The 12,360-nt window shown below is 66.0% G+C and carries 11 protein-coding genes; 4 read left to right on the top strand and 7 right to left on the bottom strand.

Annotation, left to right across the window (positions count from 1 at the left end):
- Positions 1–45 precede the first annotated feature (45 nt).
- Positions 46–858: a 3-methyl-2-oxobutanoate hydroxymethyltransferase gene (gene panB / locus HTZ84_RS02825; RefSeq protein WP_174679297.1), complete on the top strand. Its 813-nt coding sequence runs from the start codon at positions 46–48 to the stop codon at positions 856–858.
- Positions 859–974: 116 nt separating this feature from the next.
- Here the strand turns inward: panB and HTZ84_RS02830 are convergent, their stop codons facing one another.
- Complete coding sequence (locus HTZ84_RS02830) at positions 975–1,766, bottom strand: alpha/beta fold hydrolase (RefSeq protein ID WP_174679298.1); 792 nt, start codon at positions 1,764–1,766, stop codon at positions 975–977.
- A 219-nt stretch (positions 1,767–1,985) separates the two neighbouring features.
- On the opposite strand from HTZ84_RS02830, the gene HTZ84_RS02835 reads away from it, so the two are divergent.
- The 3 genes from HTZ84_RS02835 to HTZ84_RS02845 all read left to right on the top strand — a co-directional run bounded on the left by HTZ84_RS02835 (position 1,986) and on the right by HTZ84_RS02845 (position 6,406).
- Positions 1,986–2,234, top strand: a complete 249-nt coding sequence (locus tag HTZ84_RS02835; RefSeq protein ID WP_174679299.1) for a DUF7127 family protein — start codon at positions 1,986–1,988, stop codon at positions 2,232–2,234.
- Positions 2,231–4,495, top strand: a complete 2,265-nt coding sequence (locus tag HTZ84_RS02840) for a CDC48 family AAA ATPase (protein WP_174679300.1) — start codon at positions 2,231–2,233, stop codon at positions 4,493–4,495. The genes HTZ84_RS02835 and HTZ84_RS02840 overlap by 4 nt, the downstream gene beginning before the upstream one ends.
- Positions 4,496–4,747: 252 nt before the next feature.
- The gene (locus HTZ84_RS02845; protein ID WP_174679301.1) at positions 4,748–6,406 is read left to right on the top strand and encodes an outer membrane protein assembly factor BamB family protein; all 1,659 of its coding nucleotides are present in this window, start codon (positions 4,748–4,750) and stop codon (positions 6,404–6,406) included.
- Positions 6,407–6,603: 197 nt separating this feature from the next.
- Here HTZ84_RS02845 and HTZ84_RS02850 read toward each other — a convergent pair whose 3' ends face one another.
- The 6 genes from HTZ84_RS02850 to HTZ84_RS02875 all read right to left on the bottom strand — a co-directional run bounded on the left by HTZ84_RS02850 (position 6,604) and on the right by HTZ84_RS02875 (position 12,260).
- A complete protein-coding gene (locus HTZ84_RS02850; protein WP_174679302.1) occupies positions 6,604–7,887 on the bottom strand; it encodes an MFS transporter in 1,284 nt (427 codons plus the stop codon).
- Between the two features lie 140 nt (positions 7,888–8,027).
- A complete protein-coding gene (gene bcp, locus HTZ84_RS02855; RefSeq protein ID WP_174679303.1) occupies positions 8,028–8,507 on the bottom strand; it encodes a thioredoxin-dependent thiol peroxidase in 480 nt (159 codons plus the stop codon).
- A gap of 106 nt (positions 8,508–8,613) precedes the next feature.
- Positions 8,614–9,177, bottom strand: coding sequence for a sugar O-acetyltransferase (locus HTZ84_RS02860; RefSeq protein ID WP_174679304.1), 564 nt, complete (start codon positions 9,175–9,177; stop codon positions 8,614–8,616).
- A 134-nt stretch (positions 9,178–9,311) separates the two neighbouring features.
- The gene (locus HTZ84_RS02865; RefSeq protein WP_174679305.1) at positions 9,312–10,346 is read right to left on the bottom strand and encodes a hypothetical protein; all 1,035 of its coding nucleotides are present in this window, start codon (positions 10,344–10,346) and stop codon (positions 9,312–9,314) included.
- Entirely contained in the window at positions 10,343–11,518 is a 1,176-nt protein-coding gene (priS, locus tag HTZ84_RS02870; protein WP_174679306.1) for a DNA primase small subunit PriS, read from the bottom strand. The genes HTZ84_RS02865 and priS overlap by 4 nt, the downstream gene beginning before the upstream one ends.
- A gap of 265 nt (positions 11,519–11,783) precedes the next feature.
- On the bottom strand, positions 11,784–12,260 hold the full coding sequence (locus HTZ84_RS02875) for a GNAT family N-acetyltransferase (RefSeq protein ID WP_012943716.1): 477 nt from the start codon (positions 12,258–12,260) through the stop codon (positions 11,784–11,786).
- Positions 12,261–12,360: the final 100 nt, after the last annotated feature.

The raw sequence follows: 12,360 nt of genomic DNA on the forward strand, positions 1-12,360 counted from the left end.
CGTCGGAAACGGAGCCATTTAATCGTCGGCGACGAACCTGTGCGTATGCCTACCGTACGGGACGTCAGAGAGCGGGCGAGCGAGGAACCGATCACGATGCTGACGGCCTACGACGCGCCGACGGCCGAGATCGTCGACGACGCGGGCGTCGATATCATTCTCGTCGGCGACAGCGTCGGGAACGTGGTGCTTGGCCACGAGACGACGGTTCCCGTCACCGTCGACGGGATCGCCCACCACGTCGGCGCGGTCTCGCGGGCCACCGACGACGCGCTGGTCGTCGCAGACATGCCTTTCCTCTCCTTCGGCGTCGACGAGAGCGAGAGCATCGAGAACGCCGGCCGGATGCTCAAGGAGGAGGGCGCGCAGGCGGTCAAACTCGAGAGCGGCCCCCACACCGTCGACCTCACCGAGAAGATGGTCCAGCTCGGGATTCCGGTGATGGCCCACCTCGGCCTGACGCCCCAGCACGTCAACCAGTACGGCGGCTACCCCCGCCAGGGGACCGATCAGGCGGCCGCCGAGCGGATGCTCGAACTCGCGATCGAACACGAGGAAGCCGGCGCGTTCTCGCTGGTCTTAGAGCACGTGCCGTCGAACGTCGCGGCCGAGATCACCGAGGCGCTCGATATTCCGACCATCGGCATCGGCGCCGGTCCGGACTGCGACGGGCAGGTGCTCGTGTTCGACGACGCGGTCGGCATCAGCGAGTGGACGCCCTCCTTCTCCGAGCAATTTGGTAACGTCCGCGCGGAGATGGAGTCGGCCGTCGACGACTACGTCGACGCCGTCGAATCCGGCGCGTTTCCGACCGAAGAACACAGCCACGAGGAGAGCGACCTCGAGGACCTCTACTGAACAGATCGGTCGCGACTCGGTATCGACCGAGAACTCGAGTCGTCGCGTCGTCGATTCTCCGACTCATCGAGTCGTCGCTCCGATTCCGGTCGATCTCGAGCGAGAGCCGGGCCGCCTTACGCCGCGTCGCCCCGCTCGAAGACGATATCCAGAAATTCGCCGAGTGCGGCGTTGAACGCGGTCGGTCGCTCGACCATCGCCAGGTGGGCCGCGTCCTCGAGTTCCGCGATCCAGGCGTCGTCGATCTCCTCGGCGAGGTACTCGTGGTACCACGGCGGCGTCAGCTGGTCGTGTTCGCCACAGAGCGCCAGCGAGGGGACGTCGATCGCGCCGAGGTCGTCGCGCACGTCGAACCCGTGGCAGGTCAGGAAGTCTCGGTGGGTGACGGCCTGTCCGGTCTCGCGGAGCTGTTGCTTCGACTCCTCCTCGAGCTCCGGCTCCGGGTCGTGAAAGAGCCGATCCGGGCCGTGAAGGAACTCGACCGCGCGCTCGAAGTCGTTGGCCAGCCAGTCGAGTAAGTCCTCCAAGACGCCGAGCCGGGCGCCGGTGCCGACGAGTACCGCCGCGTCGAGATCGGTGTCGCGTTCGATCAGGAGCTGCAGGGCGACCGCGCCGCCCAGCGAGTTGCCCACCAGCACGCGGCTGTCGGTCGCCTCGAGGACGGCCAGCACGTCGTCGACGTACGCCGAGAGCGCCGCGTAGCCCGCGCGGGCGTCGATGTCGTCGGAGTCGCCGTGGCCGCTCAGATCGAGCGCGACGACCGGGTTGCGATCGGCGAGGCGGTGCTGGGCGGACCAGACGTCGCGCGAACCGCCGCTCCCGTGGACGAAGCAGATCGGCGGCCCGTCCCCGCCGCGGTCGGCGACCTCGTAGGCCGTCTCTCGGCCGTGGTGTGATACCGTCTCCATACGTAGTCGAACGACAGGAACAGGGATAAAGACTCGATCCGGGTCGGGCGTCCGGTCGGCCCGGACCGTTCGAACCCGCGACCGCGTAACGGCCGTCCGGATCCGACCGCTCCGCTGTGAACTACGAACAACTGTCTTCGAACCGAACCCGACGCCGTCCCGGGGTTTGTCGGCGAAACTCTTATATACTAGAAGCGCTTACATTGGGTTAGTTACAGCATGACTCTCGAGCAATTCACCAGAGACGAGGGGCAGGTAGCCCGTCGATACGAGTACGGCGACGAGACCGTGGTAGCCGTCGACTTCGGGGCCGAACACGCGTCGGCTTCGGTCGACACCGTCGACGACACGGTCATCGTCGTCGTCGACGACGATCAGTACGAGTTCGAACTCCCCGAGGGTGCAGACGACGCGCACACGTTTATCAAAAACGGGGTCCTGACTGTCGAAGTGGAGGGCGATCTATGAAACTCACCGTTAAACCACTGAAACAGAAGGACGCCGGCCGCGGACTCGCCGCGATCGATCGCGTCTCGATGCGCGAGCTCGACCTCGAGAACGGCGACTACATCGTAATCGAGGGCGCGGGCGACAGTCAGGCCGTCGCGCGCGTCTGGCCCGGCTACCCGGAGGACGAGGGACGGGGGATCATTCGAATCGACGGCCGCCTGCGACAGGAGGCCGACGTCGGGATCGACGACAACGTCAGCGTCGAGCCCGCCGACGTCAACCCCGCCAAGTCGGTCACGGTCGCGCTGCCCCAGAACCTCCGCATTCGCGGAGACATCGGGCCGCTCGTCCGCGACAAGCTGTCCGGACAGGCCGTCACCGAGGGCCAGACGGTGCCGTTCTCGCTCTCGTTCGGTCCGATGGCCAGCTCCGGCCAGTCGGTGCCGCTGAAGATCGCGAGCACCTCGCCGTCGGGCACGGTCGTCATCACGGACTCGACGAACATCGAGATCTCCGAGACGCCCGCCGAGCAGGTGAGCTCGGGTAGCGGCGCCTCCGCCGAGGGGGTCCCGAACGTCACCTACGAGGACATCGGCGGCTTAGACGACGAGCTCGACCAGGTCCGCGAGATGATCGAGCTGCCGATGCGCCACCCCGAGCTGTTCCAGCAACTCGGCATCGAGCCGCCGAAGGGCGTCCTGCTGCACGGTCCGCCGGGCACCGGGAAGACCCTGATGGCCAAGGCCGTCGCCAACGAGATCGACGCCCACTTCGAGACGATCTCCGGCCCGGAGATCATGTCGAAGTACTACGGTGAGAGCGAGGAGCAGCTTCGCGAGGTCTTCGAAGAGGCCGAGGAGAACGCCCCCGCGATCATCTTCATCGACGAACTCGACTCGATCGCCGCCAAGCGCGAAGACGCCGGCGGCGACGTCGAACGGCGCGTGGTCGCCCAACTGCTCAGCCTGATGGACGGGCTCGAGGAGCGCGGTCGCGTCACCGTCATCGCCGCGACGAACCGCGTCGACGACATCGACCCCGCGCTCCGTCGCGGCGGTCGCTTCGACCGCGAGATCGAGATCGGCGTCCCGGACAAGGACGGCCGCAAGGAGATCCTGCAGGTCCACACCCGCGGGATGCCGCTCCAGGAGGGCATCGACCTCGATCAGTACGCCGAGAACACCCACGGCTTCGTCGGCGCCGACCTCGAGAGCCTCGCCCGCGAGGGCGCGATGAACGCCCTGCGACGCATCCGTCCCGACCTCGACCTCGAGGAAGACGAGATCGACGCCGAGGTCTTAGAGACCCTCGAGGTCACCGAGGGCGACTTCAAGGAGGCCCTCAAGGGCATCCAGCCCTCGGCGATGCGCGAGGTGTTCGTCGAGGTCCCCGACGTCACGTGGAACGACGTCGGCGGGCTCGAGGACACCAAGGAGCGCCTCCGCGAGAACGTCCAGTGGCCGCTGGACTACCCCGAGGTGTTCGACCAGCTGGACATGCAGGCCGCCAAGGGCGTCCTCATGTACGGGCCGCCGGGCACCGGGAAGACGCTGCTCGCGAAGGCCGTCGCCAACGAGGCCCAATCGAACTTCATCTCGATCAAGGGGCCCGAACTGCTGAACAAGTACGTCGGGGAGTCCGAGAAGGGCGTCCGCGAGGTCTTCGAGAAGGCCCGCGCGAACGCCCCGACCGTGATCTTCTTCGACGAGATCGACTCGATCGCGGGCCAGCGCGGTCGCCAGCAGAGCGACTCCGGCGTCGGCGAACGCGTCGTCAGCCAGCTGCTGACCGAACTCGACGGCCTCGAGGAACTCGAGGACGTCATCGTGATCGCCACGACCAACCGCCCCGACCTGATCGACTCGGCGCTGCTCCGTCCCGGACGCCTGGACCGCCACGTCCACGTGCCCGTTCCCGACGAGGGCGGCCGCCGCAAGATCTTCGAGGTCCACACCCGCGACAAGCCCCTGGCCGAATCGGTCGACCTCGACTGGCTCGCCGCCGAAACCGAGGGCTACGTCGGCGCTGACATCGAAGCGGTCTGCCGCGAGGCCTCGATGGCCGCCAGCCGCGAGTTCATCAACTCGGTCGACCCCGAGGAGATCGACGACACCATCGGCAACGTCCGCATCGGCAAGGAACACTTCGAGCACGCCCTCGAGGAGGTCAACCCGAGCGTGACTCCCGAGACGCGCGAGCAGTACGAGGAGATCGAAGAGCAGTTCGACACCGCCGAACCGGCCCAGGAAGAGGACCAGCTCGGTCGCACCTTCCAGTAAGGACGACTCGTAGCGGTCTCCCGTCGCGGTTTTCCGTTTTTAAGCCATAACCCGCCCGTTCGATAGCGGAGCGTCCGAAAACCCGCGAGAGAGCGCTGACTGTGGGAGGGTTCGAGACGCTTGCACAGCTAAAAAGTCAAGTTAACTACGAGATAGGGGTGTAACCGTTCTCGTTTGAGATAGTTGTACGGCCTAAAACATTTTATTTGCTACATACAGTTATGACTGGTATTCGTGCTGGCTCGTGTAACTATGTGGAAACGTCGATCCGTGCTGGCGACTGGTGCAGCGCTGTCGATCGGAACCGGACTCGCTTCGGTAGGGGCCGGAGCCGCCGAGGCCGACGTGGACGAGCTTCCGGATCCGGATCGCGATCCGGGACCGAACGAGGACTGGCCGTCACACCGAGGCGACCCCGGTCACGCCAGGTACGTCGCGGACGGTCACGAGTTCGACGGGGGAGCACTCGAGGCCGCGTGGTCCGTCGATGGTGCGGGCGCGGATTCCGTCGCCGTCGCCGACGAGACGGTCTACGCGTCGACCGACGGCGGCGTCGTCGCCCTCGACGCGGCGGACGGCACCGTCGTCTGGGAGAACGCGGACGTGGACGCGAGCGATCCGTCGGTCGCCGGCGAGACCGTCTTCTTCACGGGTAACGAAATCGTGGCGCTCGACCGGTCGGACGGAAGCGTCCGCTGGGAGAGCGAGTTCGATCCCGAGGCGGAGATCGTCTGGCAGACGGTCGCCTACGGCGGCGTGTACGTCGTCGTCGGCGGCACGCTGTACGCACTCGAAGCCGACGACGGCTCGGTTCGGTGGAAGAAAGAGTCGATCACCGCTGCGCCATACGGGAACGAGGAGGACGAGTACGAGTTCGTTGCAGCGACCGCCGCGGCAAACGGCGTGATATACAGTGTCACGGGTGCCGGTCCGATCGCTCTCGAACCCGAGACAGGTACCGAAGTCTGGCAGGAGGGAACCTACGTTAGCTCCAGTGACTATACCAATGCCATCTACGCAACGTCGGCAGCAGTCGGTTACGACATCAGTGGCTCTCCGGAGGTGCCGTTGCACGATGCGCAAACGGGCGAGTCCGTAGACATCGGGTACGGACAAATAGCGTTCGGCGAGGAGATCCACGTCGGCGGTGGCGACAACGGGTACGGCGGCAGTTCGATCCGGGGCGACGAGTACAGTTGGGGTCTCGACGTTATGTACACTTACGGGCAAGCCGTCATCAGCGGCGAAACCGTGTTCGTGTATTTCACCCGGGACGGGGGTCCCCCAGATCCCGAGTGGCGGGACTACGACGAGGAACTCGTCGCCCTGAATAAGTACGACGGGTCCGAGAAGTGGGCGCTCTCGACGGACGATGCACCGGTCGGATCGATCCGTGCGGTCAGCGGCGAGACGATCTACGTCGACCACGACGGCGAACTCGTGGCGCTTCGCGAAGAAACCGATACGGACGACCAGTCCGACGAGAGCGACGAGAACGACGACACGGACGGCGGAAATGACGAGGGAGACGGATCCGACGAGGGAGACGATCAGCAGGACGGCGAAGACGACGGCGACGCGGGAGAAGACGACAGCGACGACGAAGACGAGTGCCCCTGTCCGGACGACGATCCGGCTGACGACGACGGATCCAGTGGCGACGGAGAGTCCGTCGATGACGGCGATGTCGGGAACGGAACCACCGGAGATGGGGACGTTGGAAACGAGACGAACGCTGGAAACGAGACGAACGCTGGAAACGAGACGGACACCGAGAACGACACTGACGCCGACAACGTGCCCGGCTTCACGACCGGTGGCGGACTTCTCGGCGGGGCGCTCGGCCTCGAGTGGCTGCGCCGGAAGGCCGGCGTCGACGAATCGACCGGCGTGAACGAACCGTCTGAGTAAGGGACCTCGGATCGGGCAAACCAGGACGAGATCACCGAACGACGTATCGGAACCCTCGCCTCATCGAGTACGTTTTCACCGTGTCCGACGACCCAGATTCCCTGTACTGGGCGGTTATTGGACTTCGAGCGAAGACGAACCAATTCGGCCGCTGACTCGAGTCGAGCCGACCGCGACGGCCTCGATCTCGCACCTAGTCAGTCGTCGGCAGCGGTCGTCGATTCCGTCGACGCCGACTCGCTGCCCGGCTCCGGTCGGACCAGCAGTTTTAGCGCGATCACGGCGCCGAGGAGCGCAATCGCCGCGAGCGTCGCGAACAGCGCCGCCGTCGTCGCGTGGTCCAGCAGGAAGCCCCCGAGGGCGATGCTGAGCGAGCCGAGGCCGAACATCCCGAGGTAGGTGTAGCCGTAGGAGAGCCCGCGGGCGTCCGGCGGCGTGTAGACCGCGACGGCCTCCTGGTAGAACGGTTCGATCGCGAACAGCGCGAAGCCCAGGACGGTACAGTACAGCAGGATCGACTCGATCCCCATCGCGGACACCGGGACGAACGCGACGGCGATGATCGCGAGGCCGACGAAGACCACCACCAGCCCGCGGGCGACGGGGACGCGGCTAGTTAGTTTTCCGGCGACGTACTGGCCCGCCATCCCCGCGACGAGCAGCGCGACGTAGACGTAGTCGCCCAGCGAGAACTCCTCGAGCGCGGCCGGCGGCTCGATTCCCTCCATCGCCGGGAGCCCGTTCAGGAGCTCCGGCAGGTAGGTGAGGACGCCCCGGTAGTAGAGGCCGACGACCGTGACGACGGCGAAGACCAGCAGGAAGGAGCCGGTGAACAGCGATCGGGTGTTCGAAACGAACTCGTCCGCGGAGAGCGCGTCGTTCGACCCGTCGGCGGCCGACCCGTCGTCGTCCGCGACGGCCGCGGTCGGATCGAACCGGGCCCGGAGCCCGTACAGCGTGCCGAGCGCGCCGGGCACCGCCAGCATGACGGCGACGATCCGCCAATCGAGGGCGAGCAACAGCGTCGCGGTCGCGAACGGGCCGAGCGCGATGCCGACGTTGCCGGCGATGCCGTGCCAGGCGAAGACCGTCCCGCGCTCCTCGACGCCGGTGCTGATGAGCGCGAGGCCGGCGGGGTGGTAGACGCTCGCGGTGATCCCCCAGAGAACCAGGCTGGCCGCGATGGCGTAGATCGAGGTCGCCAGCGCCAGCGTGGCGAACGAGAGGCTCATGCCGACGAGACAGGCCAGCACGAGCCGCTTCGGTCCGTACCGATCGGCGAGCAGTCCGGCCGGTAACGCGCCGACGCCGAACAGCGCGTAGCCGGCGGCGACGACCACGCCGGCGGCCGCGATGGAAATCTCGAACGTCTCGAGCCAGACGACCAGAAAGATCGGAATGGCCAGTTCGAACCAGTGGACGGTCGCGTGGGCGAGCATCGCGAAGGCCGCGATCGATCGGTCGTTGTCGTTCAGCGTCATTTCGTCGATCAGTCGATACTGGCCGGTGCGCGTCCGGCTACTTCAGGACTCGGAAACGGGACGCGGATGTGTTAGGATATCGATAGAATCTCGGACTTCAGCAATCGCTTGGCCGATGAGACCGAGACGGAGACCGCGGTCTAGGGCGCGAGTTCGGTCGACGACTCTTCGAGATCCGCGAGGATTTCCTCGGCGTGGCCCTCGGGAGTCACGTCCTCGTAGACCGCCTCGACGCGGCCGTCGGGGCCGACGACGTAGGTGTTGCGGAAGACGCCGTCGAACGTGTTGCCGAACAGCTGCTTCTCGCCGTAGGAGTCGTACAGCGTCGCGACTTCGCCCATCTCGTCCGAGAGGAGGTCGAACGCGAGGTCGTAGTCGTCGGCGAACGACTCGAGGTCCGCGACGGGGTCGTCGCTGATCCCGACGACGGTGACGCCGCGGTCGTCGAAGTCGGGTTCCGCGTCGTTGAACGCGCAGGCTTCGGTGGTGCAGCCCTCGGTGTTCGCCCGCGGATAGAAGTAGACGACGAGCCGTTCGCCCTCGAAATCGGAGCGCCGGACGGTCTCGCCGTGCTGGTTGGGCAGTTCGAACTCGGGTGCTTCGTCGCCGACGTCGAGCATGGGGGTGGGTTAGCGACGGCAGATGTATGCGTTGTGGTTTCAGTCGAGTCCGATTTCGGACACGGTATCGGCAGTAGAGCCTCTCTCAGTTCGGATACGCGCGGGATCAGTTCTCGCTCAGGTCTTTCACCACGGTCGCGGGATTGCCCCGTACGACGACCCCGTCGGGAACGTCCTCGGTCACGACCGCGCCGGAGGCGACGACGCTCTCGTCTCCGACGGTCACGCCGGGATTGATAACGGCTCGTCCGCCGATCCAGACGTCGTCGCCGACCGCGACCGGTTTCGCGTACTCCGGCCCCTCGATTCGCTCGCTCGCGTCGAGCGGGTGGGTCGCCGTGTAGATGTGGACGCCCGGCGCGATCATGCAGTTCCGACCGATCTCCACTCGGCCCGCGTCCAGAACGACGCAGTCGAAGTTCGCGTAAAAGTTCTCGCCGACGCGGATATTGTACCCGTAGTCGCAGCGAAACGGCGGCTCTATCTGACACTCGTCGCCGACCGATTCGAAGAGTTCTCCGATCAGCTCCCGCCGTTCGGTCCTGTCGTCCGGCGCCGTGGCATTGTATCGTCTCGTGAGGTCTCGCGCACGGTTCCGATCGGCAACGAGTTCGGGATCGGTCGGGTCGTACAGTTCTCCGTCAAGCATCCGTTCCTTTTCGCTGCTCACGACTGATACTGACTACCGAACTCGATAGGCGTTTCCGCTGTCGCTCCGCAGCGTTCCGTTCGCAGTTCGAACGACCGTGCCGGGCGAGTGACCAGACTGCGGCCGTACCTGATACCGCTCGAGCGGAAAACCGATCACTCGAGCGGTTCGGCGGCGTCCTGCTCGAGCAGCGGGTCGGCGTTCTGTTCGGGGAGGGTGACGATATCGTCGGTCGAGAGTGAGTACTCGCGGTCGTCGACGCCGAGAATCGGGCCGACGTCGCGGGTGATTCGGACGGTGACGCGATCGATGTCGGTGTCGGCGTCGGTACCCGTTGCACCAGCGTCGGAATCGTCCGGCGCGACACCCGCGGGCTCGGCCGGCGGCGCGTCCGAAGGAGCATCGTCAGGCACGGGCGGCGACTCCCCGACCGCCTCGTCGTCGAGATCCGGTCCGTCCCCGCCTATGACGTCCGCGGGGGTCACGCCGCTCGAGTCGCCGGATCCAGATCCGGGTTCGGGAGCGGGCCGGGGATCCGCGGCCGAGCCGTCGTCGGCGTCCGCAGGCGGCTCCTGGGGCGGAACCGGCGGCGCGTCGTCATCGCCCGCGTCGGCGGGTGCCACGTCGCGGTCGCCCGCGGTCCCAGGATCGGCCATCGGATCGGCGGCCGTCGGGTCCGTTCCGGGCGCGGGACTCGAGTCCCCTCGCGTCGGATCGGCGGCGTCCCGCGGGTCGGCCGGTCCGGTTCCGGCCCCCTCGCTCCCCGTCGGGGCTTCGGTATCGCCCGCGGCGGCTTCGGTGTCGACGCCCTCGAGGACGTCGAGCACGCGGGACTTGTTCGAGCTGATGCGGTCGACGAGATCGTCGAAGAGGTCGGCCTCTTCGGCCGTGAGGCCGTCGTCGTCGGCCGGCATCCCGGCCGCGGCGAGGCTGGCCTGCTTGACGAGTTTGCCCATTCGGCGCTCGTAGATGGCCTCGACGACGTCCTTGGCGGTCTCGATTTCGTCGGTCAACCGACCGACCTCGGGCGAGGAGAAGGGGTCGTCGCTCTCCTCGGCGACGCGGTCGCGTTCGTCCTCTAAGTCGGCGATGTACTCGCCGACCTCCTGGTAGAACGAGGGGCGCAGATTCTGGAGGCTATCCTTCTGGCGCTCCTTGCTCTGGACCGAACGTAACTCGTCGAGATTCATTCTTTCTCCTTCTCCGCGCGGCCGCGTGCCATCAGAAACACGGCGACGTACTCGGGTAATGACTGGTCACCGTCCGTGACCGTAAAGCTATCTCCTCCGAGTTCGACCTCGCCGGGATCGGTCACGTCGACGGTGATCTCGTGGCCCCGGAACGTGTCGGGGACGGCGTCGACCAGCGGATCGAACGCGTCGAGTTCGTCGCGCTCGAGGCGCACCGTCTGCAGGCCGCTGCCGCCGTGGAGACTCCCCGGGAGGCGAATCAGCCGGTTCGTGTCGGTCGTGACGGGTTCGTCGATCGGCGCGTTGTCGTCGGCGACCGTGCGCTCGGCGAACCGCTCGGCCAGCTGCGAGACCGCCGTGTGGACGGTGACGTTGCCGGCCGCCAGCTGCTCGCGATTGTTTCGCGCGGCGTTGAGCGTCGCTTCGGCCTTCCCTTCGCCGATTCCGTCGAACTCCTGTAAGCGCTCGAGGGCGTCGTCGTCGTCCATCTCGAGGAGGCCGTCGACGAACGTCATCAGGTGGGCGTGCGTGCGTTTGCCCCAGCCGCCCTCGATTTCCAGCGTGCGGCGCTCGGTCGGCGTCTTCCGGCCCAGCCCAGCGACGGTCTCGGTCTCGATCAGGTGCTCGTACTCGAGGCCGATCCCGCGGACGTAGTCGACGATTTCCCGGCGGTGTTCCCGATCCAGGCGCAGAACGGTCTCGTCGCGCACGTGGACGTGGTAGCCGCGACCGCCGGAGAAGACGATCTCGAGGTCCTCGAAACCGAAATCGTCCTCGAGAAAGTCGAGCAGCCGAAACAGGGCGCCCTTACACTTCGCGAGCATCTCCGCGTAGGAGTCCTCGCCGAGGGTGACACTCGGCAGGTGGTCGGCGTCTAAGTCGAAGACGAGGTCCGCGGACTGCCAGTCCTTGGCGTTCATCGAACTCGCGCCGGGGTCCCGAAAGCGCCCCGCCGAGAAGTAGACGTGTCGCGGGCGCTTGCGGACGAGAAACTCCGAGAGGTCGCCTAACTCGAGCAGCGAACGGTGGCGAACCATCGTGGTATCGGGGCCCTCCGTCCACGGGATGAAGCCCCACTCGCGCTCGTTGGCCGCGGGCGGCGGCGTGATCTCCGTGCGTCGGTAGTGGTCGCGAAATCGCCCCCGCAGATACGCCCTCGTTCGCTCCTCCATACGACTCGAGTAGTCGTGGGTGGGAGCGTATAATCCTGCCGAAAGTTCGACTCCGCGGGAGGGCGTCTCGAGACCGGACGGGATGGGACTCAACTGACGATTGAGATCGCAGTGCGTTCTCAGCGGTAGGAAATCGAGCGTTACTGGACGTTCCTCGAGGAGACGTTCGAAGTTGCCGCTAGCGGTTCTTCGGCGTGTGTTCGTTGCGACCGTCGTCCGGGGAGACGACGGGACGATATCAGAGCGGAGTATCGATCGGCCGCGGTCAGCGCCGCATCAGTTCCGAGATTTTGTCGGCGATGCCGACGTCGGAACCGAGTTTCAGGTAGTAGGCGTCCCCGCCGTCCTCGTAGTAGTCGTCGATGCGTCGTTTGATCTCGAATCCGAGGTGTTCGTAGAACTGGAGGGCGTTCTCGTTGCTCGTTCGAGCGTGACACGTGATGGTATCGTGGTCCTCCGCGACGCGCGCGATCAGTTGCTTGCCGATCCCCTGCCCCCGCAGGTCCGGCGAAACCGCCAGAAAGAGGATGTACCCGTCGCGACGAACGGCCGCGAAGCCGACCAGTTCGTCCTCCTGGACGTAGCAGTGAACCTTGGACCGACGATACGCGTCGGTAAAGAAGTCGTATCGCTGTTTGAGCACGCCTTCCTGACGGTTGATCTCCTCCTTCAGTTGCCAGGCTTCGTCGACGAAGTCGTCGCTCCCCGGCGCGACGACTCGACTGTCGATGTTGACGCTCACTACGTAGGTCTATCACCGTCGCCAATATAATTCCACCGGCAGTCACCGATACGTAACGTCAGACGTCCGTACTATCCGTCGACGATTCGCGTTTCCGATC

The organism is Haloterrigena gelatinilytica (assembly GCF_013342145.1).
Lineage (GTDB): Archaea > Halobacteriota > Halobacteria > Halobacteriales > Natrialbaceae > Haloterrigena > Haloterrigena gelatinilytica.

Coding starts and splice junctions, on each gene's coding strand:
- panB (WP_174679297.1), top strand. CDS start 46: ATGCCTACCGTACGGGACGTCAGAGAGCGGGCGAGCGAGGAACCGATC.
- HTZ84_RS02830 (WP_174679298.1), bottom strand. CDS start 1,766: ATGGAGACGGTATCACACCACGGCCGAGAGACGGCCTACGAGGTCGCC.
- HTZ84_RS02835 (WP_174679299.1), top strand. CDS start 1,986: ATGACTCTCGAGCAATTCACCAGAGACGAGGGGCAGGTAGCCCGTCGA.
- HTZ84_RS02840 (WP_174679300.1), top strand. CDS start 2,231: ATGAAACTCACCGTTAAACCACTGAAACAGAAGGACGCCGGCCGCGGA.
- HTZ84_RS02845 (WP_174679301.1), top strand. CDS start 4,748: ATGTGGAAACGTCGATCCGTGCTGGCGACTGGTGCAGCGCTGTCGATC.
- HTZ84_RS02850 (WP_174679302.1), bottom strand. CDS start 7,887: ATGACGCTGAACGACAACGACCGATCGATCGCGGCCTTCGCGATGCTC.
- bcp (WP_174679303.1), bottom strand. CDS start 8,507: ATGCTCGACGTCGGCGACGAAGCACCCGAGTTCGAACTGCCCAACCAG.
- HTZ84_RS02865 (WP_174679305.1), bottom strand. CDS start 10,346: ATGAATCTCGACGAGTTACGTTCGGTCCAGAGCAAGGAGCGCCAGAAG.
- priS (WP_174679306.1), bottom strand. CDS start 11,518: ATGGAGGAGCGAACGAGGGCGTATCTGCGGGGGCGATTTCGCGACCAC.